General features: G+C 57.6%; 12 protein-coding genes. 7 read left to right on the top strand and 5 right to left on the bottom strand.

Annotated features, from left to right (window positions below; translation table 11 throughout):
• Window positions 1-152: 152 nt before the first annotated feature.
• A complete protein-coding gene (locus HQL63_08580; GenBank protein ID MBF0176888.1) occupies window positions 153-1,379 on the bottom strand; it encodes a hypothetical protein in 1,227 nt (408 codons plus the stop codon).
• Between the two features lie 546 nt (window positions 1,380-1,925).
• Here HQL63_08580 and HQL63_08575 point away from each other — a divergent pair.
• The gene (locus HQL63_08575; protein ID MBF0176887.1) at window positions 1,926-5,042 is read left to right on the top strand and encodes a response regulator; all 3,117 of its coding nucleotides are present in this window, start codon (window positions 1,926-1,928) and stop codon (window positions 5,040-5,042) included.
• 33 nt (window positions 5,043-5,075) lie between these two features.
• Here the strand turns inward: HQL63_08575 and nhaA are convergent, their stop codons facing one another.
• The 3 genes from nhaA to acs form a co-directional block, all read right to left on the bottom strand.
• Window positions 5,076-6,260 carry a Na+/H+ antiporter NhaA gene (gene nhaA, locus HQL63_08570; GenBank protein MBF0176886.1) on the bottom strand — a complete coding sequence of 395 codons (1,185 nt, stop codon included), beginning with the start codon at window positions 6,258-6,260 and terminating at the stop codon, window positions 5,076-5,078.
• Window positions 6,261-6,458: 198 nt separating this feature from the next.
• Window positions 6,459-7,544, bottom strand: coding sequence for a 3-phosphoserine/phosphohydroxythreonine transaminase (gene serC / locus HQL63_08565; GenBank protein ID MBF0176885.1), 1,086 nt, complete (start codon window positions 7,542-7,544; stop codon window positions 6,459-6,461).
• 89 nt (window positions 7,545-7,633) lie between these two features.
• The gene (gene acs / locus HQL63_08560) at window positions 7,634-9,571 is read right to left on the bottom strand and encodes an acetate--CoA ligase (GenBank protein MBF0176884.1); all 1,938 of its coding nucleotides are present in this window, start codon (window positions 9,569-9,571) and stop codon (window positions 7,634-7,636) included.
• 410 nt (window positions 9,572-9,981) lie between these two features.
• Here acs and HQL63_08555 point away from each other — a divergent pair, with 410 nt between their 5' ends.
• The 3 genes from HQL63_08555 to HQL63_08545 all read left to right on the top strand — a co-directional run bounded on the left by HQL63_08555 (window position 9,982) and on the right by HQL63_08545 (window position 11,753).
• Window positions 9,982-10,353: a YraN family protein gene (locus tag HQL63_08555; protein MBF0176883.1), complete on the top strand. Its 372-nt coding sequence runs from the start codon at window positions 9,982-9,984 to the stop codon at window positions 10,351-10,353.
• Between the two features lie 135 nt (window positions 10,354-10,488).
• Entirely contained in the window at window positions 10,489-10,935 is a 447-nt protein-coding gene (locus HQL63_08550) for a YaiI/YqxD family protein (GenBank protein MBF0176882.1), read from the top strand.
• Between the two features lie 149 nt (window positions 10,936-11,084).
• Window positions 11,085-11,753, top strand: a complete 669-nt coding sequence (locus HQL63_08545) for an endonuclease (protein ID MBF0176881.1) — start codon at window positions 11,085-11,087, stop codon at window positions 11,751-11,753.
• Between the two features lie 123 nt (window positions 11,754-11,876).
• Here the strand turns inward: HQL63_08545 and HQL63_08540 are convergent, their stop codons facing one another.
• The gene (locus HQL63_08540; GenBank protein ID MBF0176880.1) at window positions 11,877-12,869 is read right to left on the bottom strand and encodes an MBL fold metallo-hydrolase; all 993 of its coding nucleotides are present in this window, start codon (window positions 12,867-12,869) and stop codon (window positions 11,877-11,879) included.
• A gap of 280 nt (window positions 12,870-13,149) precedes the next feature.
• Between HQL63_08540 and HQL63_08535 the strand changes: the two genes are divergently transcribed.
• The 3 genes from HQL63_08535 to asnB are packed head-to-tail and all read left to right on the top strand — an operon-like array spanning window position 13,150 to window position 17,374.
• Window positions 13,150-14,265: a glycosyltransferase gene (locus HQL63_08535; GenBank protein MBF0176879.1), complete on the top strand. Its 1,116-nt coding sequence runs from the start codon at window positions 13,150-13,152 to the stop codon at window positions 14,263-14,265.
• Entirely contained in the window at window positions 14,262-15,428 is a 1,167-nt protein-coding gene (locus tag HQL63_08530) for a glycosyltransferase (protein MBF0176878.1), read from the top strand. Before HQL63_08535 ends, HQL63_08530 begins: the two co-directional genes overlap by 4 nt.
• A complete protein-coding gene (gene asnB / locus HQL63_08525; protein MBF0176877.1) occupies window positions 15,416-17,374 on the top strand; it encodes an asparagine synthase (glutamine-hydrolyzing) in 1,959 nt (652 codons plus the stop codon). The genes HQL63_08530 and asnB overlap by 13 nt, the downstream gene beginning before the upstream one ends.

The following is a 17,374-nucleotide window of genomic DNA, read 5'->3' as shown; positions in this document are numbered from 1 at the left end:
CCAGGAGGAAGGGCACAGCCCTTCCTCCTGGACCTCCATCCCAGTCTTTCAATCGAAAAACCCAAACCACCACTGCGGATTGGATCTCTCCAGGCGAAGGGGTGGTTTGGGCGACAGGCTGTCTCGCCACAACGACTGTGGCGCAACAAAGGTCAGGGGGTCGTCATGGCCTTGGGCTTGGGTTGTGGGACCGGGGCCACCATGGCCAATTGAGTCGGCACGCCCCCGGCATCCCACCGCCGTGGGTTTGGCGTCGGCACAGGATAGGCTGGAGCCATGGCGAACTCGCCCATCCTGTTTTGCCCCTGTTCGGGCTGACCCGCCTGGGCAACGCCCTTGCCGGCGGACCCCTTGGCGCCGGCAACACCCCCTGCCCCGCCAGGGTTCTTACCTTGCGCAAAGAGCAAATGGCTGGTTGCCGTTTCCAGTTCGGGCGTCAACTGGGCCAGCAACTCCTCGGCGCGGTACTCGGCGGCCAACGGGGTGTGCATGAGGGTGCCCAACTCCAGGACACCCAGCATGCTGCGATCCGCCAGATTTTTGATCTCTGCGGCTACAGCTACCATCGGATCACCCGGGGTGGCATGGCGAGATGCCTCCACGGAAGTATTCAGCGCCAGCAGATTGGTCTGCCATGCAATCTCCTTGACCAACTCCACCTTGCCCGACTTGACATCCTTCCTGGCAGACGAATCCTTCGCCGGAGCAGCAACCCCTTTCTCTTCAGAACCCCCCGGTGTTCCCGAGGTCTCGGTCGGAGTGACGGCGGATGTGTTGCCATGCGCATCGGAGTGGATGGCCCCAACGCCATCCTCAACCTGCCTCGGCTTGCCATCAGGAAAAGTCTTGGCCAACTCTTCTCCGAGGATGTACGTGTTGAACGGTGTCACCAAGCCATCCTGAAATTCATAAGAGAAAACAAACTCACCACTGCGCAGATCCACAATGGAACCAGTCAATTTTATGACATCTCCCTGCTGGTCGGTCTGATAGCCGAACCGGAACGCATAGTTGACCGGATACCTGTTTTGCAGATCGGTGGTCATCCGTTTGACCTGTTGCACATCCTTCCCCGGCTCGACCACCGCCGTGGCTGGAAGCTCCTCGGTGACCACCAGGCGTTTGTGCTCACCAAGGTCGGAGACCACATTGAAACCTTGCGAGAGCAGCAGGTGCTCCAGACGGCCCTTCATGCCCAGCCTGTCTTCATTCTCCACAACAACGACCAAAGGGGCGAGCTTGGAATATCCGCTCTCCTGCTTCAGGAGGACATTGCTGGAGACACACCCCCCCAAAGGCAAAGTCAAAACCAACAGGCCACATATCAGACCTGTAGCCGAAACTCTGGCAAAACGGTTGCTCTTGATTTGAAATGACATTGCCAAAACCCTCGGGTAATTCAACCTTAACAGACATCCCTGCCAACCGGTATGGTCTCTCCGCCGCAAGGCTGGAGTCGAGCCATGTCAAACGGTCGTATCCCACACCCGGTGGAGGTTGAGCAAAACGTATGCCGACCAGTGTCAAGACAGGAAAAACCCGGCCAGGGCCGATGGTCCCTGGTTTTGTAAGAGGATCAACCAGTCAGATTCTTGGCGACCGACCCCATTCACACTGTACAATCGAAGCGCTTCCGGCACAACGCCACAGTCCGGCTTTCGATTTTCACTGCCGGATAGCGCGGGAGTCTCGATATTGATACACAACGGGCCATGCTTGTGGTATTCTGAAAAAAAAGTTATATTTTCCTCTTAAATAATCTGAATAAAAAAAGCTGGTCGTTTAAATCATACCCCAAAAGAATAAACAAAAACGTCGGAGTCTGCGTATAATCCAGTCAGGAGTTTATTGTTTTTACTGGTATCTTATATCGTCAAACCCCTGTGGCGATATGCGACACGGCAGCGTTTTTCAGAGGTTTGATCATGCCTAATAAACTTTGTGAAATTGGCGCCCTGCAAAACGCCATTTTCAACAGCCCCAACTTTTCGAGTATTGCAACCGACGCAGAGGGTGTCATTCAAATATTCAATGTCGGCGCCGAGCGCATGTTGGGCTATACAGCCGTGGAGGTGGTGAACAAAATCACCCCCGCCGATATTTCCGATCCGCAAGAGGTGGTCGCCCGCGCCAAGGCGCTGAGCGATGAACTTGCCACGCAGATCACCCCAGGATTCGAGGCCCTGGTGTTCAAGGCCTCGCGTGGTATCGAAGATATCTACGAGCTGACCTACATCCGCAAGGATGGCAGTCGCTTTCCGGCAGTCGTGTCGGTCACCGCCTTGCGCGACGATGACAACGATATCATAGGCTACCTGCTGATCGGCACGGATAACACCGCACGCAAACAGGTCGAGGCCGAGCAAAAGAAGCTTGATCAGCGTGTCAGGGATCAGCAGTTTTACACACGCTCGCTCATTGAATCGAGTATCGACGCGCTGATCATCACCGATCCGTCTGGCATCATCACGGACGCCAACAAGCAAATGGAGGTGATCACCAATTGTTCCCGGGACGAGTTGATTGGTTCACCCTTTCGGAATCACTTCAATGACCCGGAGCGGGCCGAGGCCGGCATCCTGCTGGTCCTGAGCGAAAAGAAGGTCATTGACTACGAACTCACCGTGTGGGCCAGGGATGGCAAAAAAACACCGGTGTCCCTGCATGCGACCACCATCTATGACCGTAATCGGAAATTGCAGGGGGTGTTTGCCGCCGTGCGCGACATGAGTGAACGCAAACGCCTGGACCAGGTGCTGCAAGATAAAAATGCCGAGTTGGAGAGCGCCAGGCTCGTGGCGGAAAAAGCCAATCAGGCCAAATCAGAGTTTCTCGCCTCGATGAGTCACGAAATTCGCACGCCGATGAACGGCGTCATTGGCTTGACCCATCTCTGCCTCCAGACCGAGTTGACCGGACAACAGAGAGATTATCTTTCCAAGGTCAGTCTCAGCGCCAATGTTTTGTTGCAACTGATCAACGATATCCTGGACTTTTCCAAGATCGAGGCGGGCAAGCTCACCATGGAAGATGCCGGATTCACCCTGGATGAGGTTTTGGGTGGCGTGGTGGCCATTCTGAGTGTCAAAAGCCATGAAAAAGGTCTGGAACTATTGCTGGATACCAGGAGAAACGTCCCCCACAATCTGCGCGGGGATTCTCATCGCCTGGGGCAAATTTTGACCAACCTGGTCGGTAACGCCATTAAATTCACGGAGAAAGGGGAGGTTTCCATCATCACCGAAGCGTTGGAAGAGACACAAGATGATGTATTTCTTCGCTTTACGGTTCGCGATACCGGTATTGGCATGACGCCGGAGCAAATGAGCAAGCTGTTCCAGGAATTTTCCCAGGGAGATACCTCCATAACCCGGAAGTATGGCGGCACCGGTTTGGGACTGGCGATCAGCAAACGCCTGGTCGAGATGATGGGGGGGCAAATTGGTGTTACAAACGACCCTGGGCGTGGCAGCCGTTTCACATTTACGGCCCGTTTCGGCAAGGTTGGTGGTTTGGCGCCGGAACTTCTCATGCCCGCGGAAAGCATTCGCGGGTTGCACATTTTGGTGGTGGATGACAACGCTGGCGCCCGGCAAATCATTTCCGAACAGTTGGCGTCTCTGGCCTACCAACCGGTTTGTGCCGAAAGTGGCGCAAGGGCGATCGATGAGCTATTGGCAGCCAATGAAAAAGGTTCTCCTTTTGACCTGGTCCTTCTGGATTGGAAGATGCCCGGCTTGAACGGCCTGGAAGTGGCGCGCCACATCAAAAAGGGGATGTCTCTGAAAAAAAACCCGATCATCATCATGGTGACTGCCTATGGTCAGGAGTATATCGCCGCACCGGAGGAGGAGAAGAACCTCCTGGACGGTTTCTTGATGAAGCCGGTCAATATCACCTCCATGGTAGACGTTATCATGATCGCGTTTGGCCATGAACCGGCACGGCAAGCGATGCGTTGTTCAAACATCCATCGTGCCAATCTGGCAGGGGTCAAGTTGCTCCTCGTGGAGGACAACGAAATCAATCAGCAGGTGGCCCGGGAGTTGTTGGAACAGGCAGGAATCATGGTTGAGATCGCCAAGAATGGTTTGGAGGCAGTCAATCTGGTCAGTCAAAACCATTTTGACGGCGTTTTGATGGATCTGCAAATGCCGGTCATGGATGGTCTGACCGCCACGCGGCAAATTCGGAAAAAATTGAGCGCCGACGAGTTGCCCATCATCGCCATGACGGCCAACGCCATGGCCGGCGACAGGGAAAAATGCCTGGAAGCGGGCATGAACGATCACATTGCCAAGCCGGTTGACCCGGAGGAGATGTATGCAACCCTGGCCAAATGGCTCGAACATCGACCCGGCCTGATTTCCCAACCTTCCGTTGTACCCCCCTTCGGACACAGCATGGCCCCGGTGTTGCCACTACCACCGATTCCAGGAATAGATATCGCCAAGGGCCTGCGCAACATCGGCGGCAACACGGTGCTTTATCGTCACGTTCTGCTCAAGTTTGCTCACAATCAAGGCGGCGCCTGTCAGGAGATGGAGCGGTGCCTGGCCTCAGGCAACATCATGACATTGGAACGCATCGCCCATACCTTGAAGGGGGTGTCGGCCACCATCGGGGCTTCAAAATTGGCCAACCTTGCGGAACAGATCGAAAAACAGTCGAAAATCCAGCACGGATTGGAGGATCTGCCAAAAATGTTCGGTACAACAGCCAGCGAATTGGCCCGAATTGTGTCAACCATCGAGACCACGCTGATGCCACTGGAGGCTGTCACCTCGAAAGAAGACCAACCTGGAGTTGAGATCGGTCTGGAAGATTTGTCTCTCTTGTTCCAAAGGGCCGTGGCGTTACTCCTCGTCTATGACGCATCGGTGGATGTTGTGTTGACGGAAATAGCAGCGTTGACGCCGAACGGCCAGCGTCGAAAAAATCTGGAGACCATCAAACTGGCCCTCGATCAATACGACTACGAAGCATGTTTGACGTTGTTTCGCGCCTGGGCGAAAGAAGAGGGGGTCCATCTGGATAAATAACGGGCGGTACGCACTTTGAAAGATTCTGTGTAGCTATGAGGTTGTTTTCTCTTGCAACAGGTGGCGCAAGAGAAAATATCCTGAAATGGCCGACATCAGGGATCCGATCAATATGCCCAGGCGATTGGCCATAATGACGCCAGAGCCAGTCTCCCCCATGTTTTCAAAGGCCAGAGAGCCAATAAACAGGCTCATGGTAAAACCCACCCCACAGAGCAGCGCGACCCCGTAGAGCCGACCCCACGTCATCCCTTCGGGCAGCTTGGCAAGGCCGATTTTGATGGCGGTCCACGCAAAGGTAAAAACGCCAATCTGTTTGCCTGCAAACAAGCCAACGGCAATGCCCAGAGGAACAGGGTTCAACAAATCCTCCATTCTGATGCCCCCCAAGGGGATGCCGGCATTGGCAAAGGCAAAAATCGGCAAAACCCCAAAGGAGACCACCGGATGCAAGTCATGCTCAAGCTGACGCAAGGGGGATCGTTTCGTGGCATGGTTCGTTCTCAAAGGGATGGTCAGGGCGATGACGACACCCGCCAGGGTGGCATGAACCCCGGATTTGAGGACGCATAACCACAGAAGAGATCCCACCGTCGCATAGATGGCGATACTGGTGACGCGGCAGAGGTTCATGATGACCAACCCCACGACACACACCCCGGCCAAGAGCAGGGCCTGAGCGGAAAGGTCGGAACTGTAGAACAAAGCGATGATCACGATACCCGCCAAATCATCCAGAATTGCCAGAGTCATGAGAAAAATTTTGAGGCTGGCGGGAACGCGACTCCCCAGCAGCGCCAGGATACCCAAGGCAAAAGCAATGTCGGTAGCGGTCGGGATGGCCCAGCCGTTCAGGGAAGATGGGTCTCCATGGTTGATCAGCACATACAGCGCGGCTGGAACGACCATCCCCCCCAAAGCGCCCACAGCAGGAAGCAGAATTTGCGAAGGGTCTGAAAGTTGCCCTTCCAGGATTTCACGCTTGATTTCCAACCCGACCAACAGAAAAAAGATGGCCATCAAACCATCGTTGATCCACAACAACAGGGGCTTGGCAACCACAAGAGCCCCAACCTGAATCGATACCGGCGTATTCAGCAGGAGATTGTAATAATGGGCCAGAGGTGAATTGACCAGAGTGAGCGCACATGCCGCAGCGATGACCAAAATAATCCCGCCAGCCGACTCCAACCGAATAAAATGACGCAGAAAATCCATATCGACTCGCCCTCCTTTTTCAATCATGGTTGCGATCATGAACAGGGAGCGGCGACTCAGCCTCCCAACTGATGGGGTTTCAACAAAAAAATGGAACCTGAAAAACCCTGTCGAAAGCCCGACCCAAACCCCACCGGGAGGAAGGGAACTCCCCCTCCTCCCAGTGATCCATGGGCACCTCTACGGTAACCTTTTGCCTCAGCCGTGCCGGGCCTGGAAATCCCGCATGAAAGCGATCAGCGCATCGACGCCCGACTCGGGCATGGCGTTGTAGATCGACGCCCGCATCCCCCCTACCGAGCGGTGCCCCTTCAGGGAGACCAGGCCGGCCTTTTTCGCCTCGGCCAGGAAGGTGTCGGTCAACTCCGCCTTGGCCAAAGTGAATGGCACATTCATCCGTGACCGGCTCTCCTTCTCTGTCGGACAGAGATAAAAACCGGATTGATCGATCGCATCATAGAGCCTGGCCGCCTTGCGCATGTTGCGGCCTTCAATGGCGGCCACCCCGCCCTGTTTTTTCACCCACTGCAACACCAGCCCCAAAATATAGATGGCATAGGTGGGCGGGGTATTGAGCATGGATTGATTTTCCACCTGAACCTTGTAGTCCAACATGGACGGCAGACCGCCCTTGCGTCCCAGAAGATCCTCTCGCACGATCACCAGGGTCACACCGCTGGGCCCCAGATTTTTTTGCGCTCCCGCATAGATCAACCCAAAAAGGGAGACATCCACCGGACGCGAAAGAATGTTGGAAGACATGTCCGCCACCAGAGGAACATTCCCGGTTGCCGGGGTATAAAAATACTCCGTGCCGAATATGGTGTTGTTCGAGGTCATGTGGACATAGGCCGCATCCGGGGTGAGTTGCAACTCCTCCTGGCGGGGAATCCGGGTAAAGTTGACCTTCTCGGAGGAGGCCGGATGGCGAACTCCAGAGGTGAAAAGTTTGGCCTCCTTGGCAGCTTTTTTGGACCAACTGCCGGTCAGGATGTAATCGGCGATCTGATCAGGGCGGGTCAGGAGGTTCATGGGAACCATGGCAAACTGCAAGGTCGCCCCACCTTGTTGAAACAATATTTTATAATTGGCAGGGACGCCCATCAGCTCCCGCACCAACTGCTCGGCGCCCTCGATGATGGCGAGGTACTCCTTGGAGCGATGGCTCATCTCCATGACCGACATGCCGCTGCCCCGGTAATCCAACATCTCATCACGGGCCTGCTCCAGAACTTCCTGGGGCAAAACCGCGGGACCAGCGCTGAAATTGTGGATGCGACCCATGCCATTCCTCCTTGCCCAGCCCTGCCGGGATTACATGCTTGACCAGGGGTGGCGCCAAACCACCCCTGAGGTGAAAAAATCCCCGATGCTCAATGACCGGGGCGGTTTTTGATCAAATCCTGCACCACACCCGGCTCGGCCAGGGTGGTGGTGTCTCCAAGACTATCCAGTTCCTCGCAGGCAATCTTGCGCAAGATGCGCCGCATGATCTTGCCGGATCGGGTTTTTGGCAAACCGGGCGCCCATTGCAGAATATCGATGGTCGCCAAAGGACCGATCTCCTTGCGGACCAGGTCAATAAGTTCCTTTTTCAGGGCGGCATCGGGTGTGGTGCCATGGATCAGGGTAACGTAAGCATAGATACCGGTCCCCTTGATGTCATGGGGAAAACCAACCACAGCCGCCTCGGAAACCAGGGGATGCAAGACCAGAGCACTCTCAACCTCCGCCGTACCCAGCCGATGGCCGGAAACGTTGATGACATCATCGACCCGGCCCGTGATCCAGTAGTACCCATCGGCATCGCGCCGGCACCCGTCTCCGGTAAAATATTTGCCCGGATAAGTGGAAAAATAGGTGCTGATAAACCGCTCGTGATCCCCATACACGGTCCGCATCATGCCTGGCCAGGAGCGTGCCAAAACCAGATTGCCACTGCATGCCCCCTCCTGAACCTGCCCCTGCGGATCGACAATTTCCGGTACGATGCCAAAAAAAGGCCGGGTCGCCGAACCCGGTTTCAACAGGGTGGCCCCGGGCAGGGGCGTGATCAAGATGCCACCGGTCTCCGTTTGCCACCAGGTATCCACGATGGGGCAGCGCCGTTCGCCGATCTCCCGGTGATACCACTCCCAGGCCTCCGGATTGATCGGTTCGCCTACCGAGCCCAAAATACGCAAGGATTTCCGGCTGGTTTTTTTTACAAGGTCCGTACCGGCGGCGATCAGGGAACGAATGGCCGTGGGCGCCGTATAGAAGATGTTGACCTGGTGCTTGTCCACCACCTGCCAGAAACGCGACGTATCGGGATAGGTTGGAATCCCTTCGAACATCAATGTGGTGGCGCCATTCGCCAAAGGTCCGTAAACGATATAGGAGTGACCCGTGACCCAGCCGACATCCGCTGTACACCAGTAGATATCCCCATCGTGGTAATCAAAGACGTATTTATGCGTGATCGCGGCATAGACCAGGTAGCCACCCGAGGTGTGCAACACCCCCTTGGGCTTCCCCGTCGAACCTGATGTGTAAAGAATGAACAACGGATCTTCGGCATCCATCTCGACCGCCGGGCAGAAAGCCGAAACCGCCGCAGTGGCTTCGTGGTACCACACATCACGATCCTTGATCCAGTCAACGTGTCCACCAGTATGCTTGACCGTAAACACGGTATGGACCTGGGGACAGTGCAGCAGGGATTGATCGACGTTTTGACGCAGAGGCACCTTGCGACCACCACGCACCCCTTCGTCTGCGGTGATCACCACCCGGCAATCCGAATCCAGGATCCGGTCCTTCAAGGATTCCGGGGAGAACCCGCCAAAAACAACCGAATGTACCGCGCCAATCCGGGCACACGCCAACATAGCCACCGCCGCTTCCGGAATCATGGGAAGGTAAATGGCCACCCGATCCCCTTTTTTCACCCCGCGTGCCAAGAGAGCGTTGGCAAAACGGCACACCCGCTCGTGCAACTCGCGATAGGTGATCTTTTTCGACAATTGGGGATCATCAGCCTCCCAGATGATCGCCACCTGGTCGCCGCGTTTCTCCAGGTGCCGATCAAGACAGTTGCTGGCTACATTCAGTTTTCCCCCCTCAAACCAACGAATGCGGGCCCGCTTGAAGTCTGTATCCACCACCCGATCCCAGGGTTTGATCCAATCCACAAACCGGGTTGCCTGTTCAGCCCAGAACGCCTCTGGTTGCGTGATGGAGCGCTGGTACATCTCCTGGTACTGCGCATCGTTGATGAGCGCCCGCTCAACCACTTCCGGTGCAACCGGATAGACATGTTCGGTGGACATAAAAACAGCCTCCAGAATGGAAAATCAAATGATTGCCAAAAGAAAACCCTCTCAAGACTTGCCCTCCATGCGGGCTCCGTTTTCGGAAATGTTGAACGATTACCTCTTTTCCCGCAAGATTTTTCGTGGCGACTGTCGGCCATGCATCCCCTGCGTCTGAATGATGACAATCCACCGGCCACGGGACAACCCTGATCAAAACAGGTTGCAAACCAAATCAAGGAACAACCTTTTTGTTTGGCAGACCATGGTCACAGGGATCAAAATCCGGTTTGGAAATCCGCCTTCTTGACAGCATTCCATGCTTCAAGCACGATAACGGAGAATGGTTTTTTTGCCTGCCTGTTCCGGCAGCTCCAGACTTGAGCAGTGAATACGCATCAGGAAAAAAACAGTTCTTCGAGCTGTCCATGACGAAACATCAAGACGACCGGAAAAAATTTGGGCGCTTTGCAGAAGATCTGGCAGCCGGGCATCTGAGCCGAACCGGTTACCACCTTCTTGGTCGTAATGTGCGTTTCCGTCAGGGAGAACTGGATATCGTCGCCCTGCATGAAGGGGTTCTGGTCTTTTGTGAAGTCAAGGCGCGCCGTTCCGACGCATACGGACTGCCCGTCGAAGCTGTACATATCCACAAGCAGCGTCGCATGATGCAGTTGGGTTCGCTCTACCTGCTGGCCAATCCGGAATACGCCCAGCATGCCTGTCGTTTTGATGTCGTGTCTGTCTCTGCCAGGGGACTCGGATGGCAGGTCGAGGTGATCCAGAATGCCTTCCCCTGACACACAAGAGCAGACAGGAGGCGAGGCGTGGACGAACATGCAACATCCCGGGCGTGGACGAACATGCAACATCCCGGTGGACAACGGGATCCAGACCCGGGAGTGCATGGTACAAGATCCGCCGGAGGCGACACGATGATCTATGTGGATGCCGACGCCTGCCCAGTCAAGGCCGAGGTCATGCGGGTTGCCGAGCGCCATGGGCTGGCTGTTCATATGGTCAGCAACCAATGGATGCGCCTGCCAACCCATCGCCTGCTGAAAATCCAGGTGGTCGCGGGTGGTCTGGACAAAGCCGATGACTGGATCGTGGAGCGCATCGAGCAGGGGGATATCGCCATCACGGCAGACATTCCCCTCGCCGCCCGCTGTCTGGCCAAGGGTGCGCGGGTCGTCGGCCCCACCGGAAAGCCCTTCGACGACGATAGCATTGGCATGGCCTTGGCCCTGCGCGACCTCAACGCCCACCTGCGCGATGCCGGGGAGATCCGGGGCAACGGACCACCCTTCGGCAACAAAGATCGCTCCCGTTTTCTTCAGTCCCTGGAAGAGGCGATCCAGGCCATCAAGCGCGGCAGGTGACACTGGATCAGGCATCCTGGTTTTGTGGTGTCAACCCTTGACCTGTTAAACCGGAAACGCCATCGTCCGCATGCGTTTTTGATCCGTCATGCCCTGACTGGTCGGCTAAAATGATAGCCCTGTCCCAAACAGACACACCACCCCAAACAATGACCCCATTTGACCTCTATCAGATTTTATTGACCGTCCATGGTCCCCGGCATTGGTGGCCGGCCAAGGAGGCCTTCGAGATGATGGTGGGGGCCATCCTGGTGCAAAACACCGCCTGGACTCAGGCTTGCAAGGCGGTACAGCTTGTGGCATCGGCTGGTCTGCTCCACCCGGCAGCCATACGCCAGGTTCCCGACGCCACCTTGTGGGAGTTGATTCGACCTGCCGGATATTTTCGCGTCAAGACCCGGCGGCTGAAGGCCCTTGCAGAATTCCTTGCCTGCTTTGGCGATGAACCCGCCTCGCTTTTTGCCCTGGAGACCGGCCCGCTACGAGAGAAACTTCTGCAAGTACACGGGATTGGCAAGGAGACAGCCGACTCCATTCTGTGCTACGAAGCCAAACGGCCCTTTTTTATCGTGGACACCTACACAAAACGACTCTTCTCCCGGTTGGGTTGGGTGGCTCCCCAGGCTGAGTACGATCTGATCCAGGGGATGGTCCATGCAGCCTTTCCTGCGGACCCACAAGCGTTGGGAGAGTTTCACGCCTTGATCGTCGCACACGCCCAATCCCATTGCCGGAAAAAACCGGTGTGCGTGGGATGCCCGGTGCCAGGGTGTCCCTGCAACCCCCTGGCGCCTCTCCAGAAAAAAGGCCCGCCCTGATGAGGTGATGTCGTCAGGGTGCCGCCCTGCACCTCACCAGGTTGACCTTGACAGGATCAACCAGAGAACCACCTGACCTGCCTGGACCCCGGCATGTCGGACTGGATCCCGGCATATCGGACCTCATGCGCGATCGGGTGCTGAGCGGGACTCCTTTTGCTTTGCCCGGCTTTCACGATCCAACCAATTGGCCAGACCCTGGGCGTTGATTTCGATATCCATGGCCAAAAACTCCCGCCGGGTGGCCAGGGGGAGGGTAAAATCATGCCGGGCCAAGTAGTTCAAGAGGTGCTTTTCGATGCCTGCGACCAGGCGACCATGGCGTTCGTGTCCATCCTGTGCGTGTTGCCGGGCCAGGGCGACATAGGCGTCCAGGAGTTGGTGCAAATTTTGCGTCAAGTGAGGCGCAAAAGGGAGCGGTCCGTAGTGGGTCAAAAACAGGGTTTTGGGAGAGAGACCGGCCAACCGGTCGAAGGTGTGGTGCATGCCATCCGGGTCAAACTGGGTAGGCGTGGTGGCCGGGAAGAGCAAAGTCGTCTGACCGTTATCGAACTCCCGATAGCCGATACCGAAGGCGTCACCCGTGAAAAGTCCCCGGCTTTTTTCGTCCCAGATGCAAATATGGTGACGGGCGTGGCCGGGGGTGTCGAGAATGGTCAGGTTCCGGCTGCCGAGGGGCAACTGCAACCCTTCCCGACCGACAATGACCCGATCTTCGGGAATCGGACGAATCTCCTGGAAGGAGTGGTGAAAAGCCACCTCCCCGTAGACATCCAGGGCGCTTTCGGTCAACCGGGCAGGGTCAACCAGGTGCGGCGCACCTCGCGGGTGGGCAACCAGGCGGGCGTTGGGAAGCTGGGAGATCAAGACCCCTGCCCCTCCCGCATGATCCAAATGCACATGGCTCACGATGACATAAGCCACCGCTGCACGGGAAATGTGCCGCCGGTCCAGCTCTGCCAGGAGATGAGGAATGCCCGGTGTGGCGCCGGTCTCGATGAAGGCCGCAACGCCGCTATCCTCGACCAGGTAGCTGGCGGCATACTCCCGCCGATGATAGCCGGTGTCGATGAGGGTGATGCCATGTCCAGGTTCCTGATGGCGTGCAGAGGTCATATTTGGCTTCCCTTGCAGAGGTTCGACCGTTTGGTTGCGGAGCGTGCCACCCCACGCAGACCACCCCCCAGGGTGAACCTCAAGGGCGTACTTTGCAATGGGCGGAAGCGTGCGTAAGAGCTTGCAGGCAACCCGGAATGGGCCGGAACTGCCCAACGTGTTCGTCGCGGAGGTTGACAATGCATGGAATCGGGCCTATACCCCGGACCGTCCGCGCTGGTGGTGGTATCGATCCCCGGGGATCAGGTGACATGTCTGGTAGAGTGTGAAAATTCTGTTTTTGATCAGATCCCTTAATCGGGGCGGAGCCGAACGCCAACTGACACTCCTGGCGCGGGGTCTCCACCAGGGGGGCCACAACGTCGCTGTCGCCTGCTTTTATCCGGGTGGTTTTTTCTCCCGCACCCTGGAGGAGGCCGGAGTGCCGCTTTTTGACCTGGGCAAAACAAGCCGCTGGGATCTCGGGGGCTTTGTGTGGCGTCTGGTGCAACTGGTAAGACGCGAGGCGCCGGATATTCTGCACAGTTATCTGGTCGAGCCCAACCTGCTTTCGGTTCTGGTCAAACCTGTCATCCCGCACCACACCCGCGTGGTCTGGGGGGTACGGGCCTCGGATATGGATCTGGACAACTACCACCCCATCACCAAACTGACTTTTGGTCTGACTTGCCGCCTCTCGCGTTTTGCCGACCGGATCATCTTCAACTCCGAGGCGGGACGCTCCTTCCATTGTGAACGCGGCTATCCCATGGAAAAATCGGTCATGGTCCCTAACGGGATCGATGCCGAGGGCACATTTCGACCGGATGCCGAAGCCAGAAAACGGCTGCGGAAGACCTGGCAGATCGAATCCGACCAACTCCTGGTCGGCATTGCTGCCCGCCTTGACCCGATGAAAGATCACGTCACCTTTCTGCGGGCTGCTGCGCTTGTGGCCCGGCAGATCCCCTCGGTTCGCTTCGTTTGTGTGGGTGATGGCGAACCCGCCGTGCGAGAGCGGCTCAACCGCCTGGCCATTGACCTGGATCTTGCCGATCACCTGATCTGGGCCGGTCCCCGCGATGACATGGCCGCAGTGTATAACGCCCTGGATCTCGGTGTCTCCTCATCAGCCTTTGGTGAGGGATTTTCCGGAGTGATCGGCGAGGGCATGGCTTGCGGGCTCCCCTTCGTCGCAACGCATGTCGGTGATGCCGCATCCATCATCGGGGAGACCGGCTCCTGCGTACCTCCCAAAGACCCGGCGGCCATGGCGGAACATATCCTGAACCAGTTGGGCTGCCTGCATACGGAAGCGGACGCCTTGCGGCAACGTGCCCGGGAACGTATCCTCACCCGGTTCAGCACGTCGAATCTGGTGGCCAACACCTTGCGCGCCTTGGAATCCGTGGCATGATCCGCATCGTACACCTCATCACCGGCCTGGGCACCGGCGGCGCGGAGCGCATGCTGCACAAATTTTTGCGCGGATCGGACCATGGAGAGTATCACCACACCGTCATCTCCATGACCGACTTGGGTCCGATCGGCGCCCAAATCCGTGACGAGTTGAACCTGACCATTCACACCCTGGAGATGCGACAGGGCATACCCAACCCTTTGGGCTTGCTCCGCCTGGTCCGGCTGTTGCGCACCCTGCAACCGGATATCCTGCAAACATGGATGTATCACTCGGATCTTCTGGGTCTGCTGGTGGGGAGATGGGCAGGGGCGCCGCGCATTGTCTGGAGCCTGCGTTGTTCCACCATGCAGAGCGGTGGCCGCAAGCTGGATTGGACCAAACGAATCCTGGCCAGGCTCTCGTCGCAGCCTGACGCCATCCTGGTCAACTCCCTGGCCGGCAAGAGCTATCACGAAAGTCTGGGGTATCGCCCCAAACGTTGGGTGCGGATCCCCAACGGTTTCGACACCACGGAATATCGACCCGACCCCGAAGCCCGCACATGGCTGCGCGCCGCACTGGGATTGTCGCCTGCAACCCCGCTGGTGGGTATCGTGGCCCGCTTCAACCCCATGAAAGGACACGACACCTTTTTGGAGGCTGCCGTCTGCGTCCATCGGCGCCGACCGGATGTCCACTTTGTGCTGGTCGGCGCCGATGTCCTGCCTGACAACCCGTTTTTTGCGGATCGCATCCCGGCCCTCGGCTTGACAGGGTGTCTGCATTTAGTCGGCAAGCGCAACGATATCGCCCGGATCAACGCGGCCCTGGATGTGGCCGTTTCCTCGTCGATTGGGGAGGGATTCTCCAACACCCTTGGCGAAGCGATGGCCTGCGGCGTACCCTGTGTGGCGACGGACGTGGGGGATTCAACCCTGCTGATCGGCGCCACGGGGCGCACGGTCCCCTCGCAAAATCCGGAAGCGTTGGCGGATGCCCTGGTAGCCCTTCTGGATCTTCCAGACGAGGAGCGCCAGGCGCTGGGACACCATGCCAGGGCCCGCATTCTGGCCGACTATGCCCTCGAACGGGTGGTGCATCAATATCAGGCCTTTTATCGGGAAATCCTGTCGCTTCCCGCGCCAGCCCAGGAGCATGGAACAACGTGTGTGGAATAACCGGTTTCTGGGATTTGACGGCAGCCACCAGCCAGGCCGCCCAGGTGAATATCGTGACGCGCATGACCGACACCCTGACCCCGCGCGGTCCCGATGACGGTGGCGTCTGGGTCGATCCCCACTCCGGCATGGCCTTGGGACATCGACGGCTCTCCATCGTCGATCTTTCCCCCCTGGGACATCAGCCCATGGTCTCCGCCAGTGGTCGTTCCGTCATCGCCTACAACGGGGAAGTTTTTAATTTCCAGGAGATTCGGGCGGATCTGGTTGCCCAGGGCCGGTCGTTGCGTGGTCACTCCGATACCGAGGTGCTGTTGGAAGCCTGTGAGGCATGGGGTGTAGAGCAAACCATCTCCCGTTGCATCGGCATGTTCGCCTTCGCTTTTTGGGATATCACCGAACAACGTCTGACCCTGGTTCGGGACCGCCTGGGGATCAAACCCCTCTACTGGGGTCGGTTGGGCCGGACCATCTTTTTTGGCTCGCAGCCCAAGAGCTTTTTTCCGCATCCGGAGTGGGAACCCAGAATCGACCGCCGGGCCATGGCCGCCTTCATGGCCTATTCTTACGTTCCCGCGCCTGCTTCCATCTACCAGGGGATCGGCAAACTGCGTCCGGGCCGGTATTGCGAGATCAACCGGCAGGGCGAGGTCAAGGAACACACCTTCTGGGATTTGCAGAAAATCATTGCCACCTCCTGCCGGACCCCCAGGGGGGGGAGCGCGACAGAGGCCGTCGCTGAACTCGACCTGTTGTTGCGTGATGCCGTCCGGCGACGCATGGTGGCCGACGTGCCGCTGGGCGCCTTTTTGTCAGGGGGCGTGGACAGCTCCACCGTGGTGGCTCTGATGCAGGCACAGAGCCAACAGCCCATCAAAACCTTCTCCATCGGTTTTCACGAACAGGGCCACAACGAAGCCCCCTTTGCCCGGGAAGTGGCCAGGCATCTGGGTACTGACCACACCGAACTCTATGTCGAACCCGCCCATGCCCTGGATCTGGTGCCCGGCTTGCCGGAGCTGTACGACGAGCCATTTTCCGATGCCTCCCAGATTCCCACCTATCTGGTCTCGGCCTTGACCCGACGCCAGGTGACAGTAGCCCTCTCCGGTGATGGGGGCGATGAACTCTTTGCCGGGTACACCCGCTACCTGATGGCGGCCCGATTGCGGCGTATCTTTCAATTTTTGCCCTCTTCCCTGCGTCGGGTGGTGGCCCGTGGTCTCTGCTCCCTGCCGCCGTCGGCATGGGACCGTTTGACCCGGCTGATACCCGCCGCTTCTCGTCCCACCCTGTTGGGGGACAAACTGCACAAATTGGCCGAGATACTCGCCCTGGACGGGGTGGCTTCGATCTACCCGCAACTGCTCTCCTTCTGGCCCTTGCATCAGGAGTTGGTCCAGGGAGAGAGAGAGGCCGATCCCCTGCCCTACACCCATTCCGGACTGGCCGGCCTGGTGGACGATACCGAACGCATGCAACTTTTGGATATACTGACCTATCTCCCGGATGATATCCTCGCCAAGGTGGATCGGGCCAGCATGGCGGTCGCCCTGGAGGCGCGTGTGCCCTTGCTGGATCATCGGGTGGTCGAGTTTGCCTGGCGATTGCCCGGGGAGTGGAAAATTCGCAATGGTCAGAGTAAGTGGTTGTTGCGGCAGGTTCTTTACCGGTATGTTCCCCCTCACCTCATCGAACGACCCAAGATGGGCTTCGGTGTGCCCATCGATGGCTGGTTGCGGGGGCCGCTGCGTGACTGGGCCGAAGATCTCCTGGATCCCCAACGGATGCAGGACGATGGTTTGCTGAACCCACTCCCCATCCGCCAACGCTGGCGGGAACATCTCTCGGGAGAGCGCAATTGGCAGTACTCGATATGGGGAGTTCTCATGGCCCAGGCCTGGAAGCGGCGCTGGATCGACGGTTTTGTCAGAGAGGCCAAGTGA

It is taken from the genome of Magnetococcales bacterium (assembly GCA_015231175.1).
Taxonomy (GTDB): domain Bacteria; phylum Pseudomonadota; class Magnetococcia; order Magnetococcales; family DC0425bin3; genus HA3dbin3.
This window is presented reverse-complemented; position numbering and strand designations above follow the sequence as displayed.

Coding starts and splice junctions, on each gene's coding strand:
- HQL63_08580 (MBF0176888.1), bottom strand. CDS start 1,379: ATGTCATTTCAAATCAAGAGCAACCGTTTTGCCAGAGTTTCGGCTACA.
- HQL63_08575 (MBF0176887.1), top strand. CDS start 1,926: ATGCCTAATAAACTTTGTGAAATTGGCGCCCTGCAAAACGCCATTTTC.
- nhaA (MBF0176886.1), bottom strand. CDS start 6,260: ATGGATTTTCTGCGTCATTTTATTCGGTTGGAGTCGGCTGGCGGGATT.
- serC (MBF0176885.1), bottom strand. CDS start 7,544: ATGGGTCGCATCCACAATTTCAGCGCTGGTCCCGCGGTTTTGCCCCAG.
- acs (MBF0176884.1), bottom strand. CDS start 9,571: ATGTCCACCGAACATGTCTATCCGGTTGCACCGGAAGTGGTTGAGCGG.
- HQL63_08555 (MBF0176883.1), top strand. CDS start 9,982: ATGACGAAACATCAAGACGACCGGAAAAAATTTGGGCGCTTTGCAGAA.
- HQL63_08550 (MBF0176882.1), top strand. CDS start 10,489: ATGATCTATGTGGATGCCGACGCCTGCCCAGTCAAGGCCGAGGTCATG.
- HQL63_08545 (MBF0176881.1), top strand. CDS start 11,085: ATGACCCCATTTGACCTCTATCAGATTTTATTGACCGTCCATGGTCCC.
- HQL63_08540 (MBF0176880.1), bottom strand. CDS start 12,869: ATGACCTCTGCACGCCATCAGGAACCTGGACATGGCATCACCCTCATC.
- HQL63_08530 (MBF0176878.1), top strand. CDS start 14,262: ATGATCCGCATCGTACACCTCATCACCGGCCTGGGCACCGGCGGCGCG.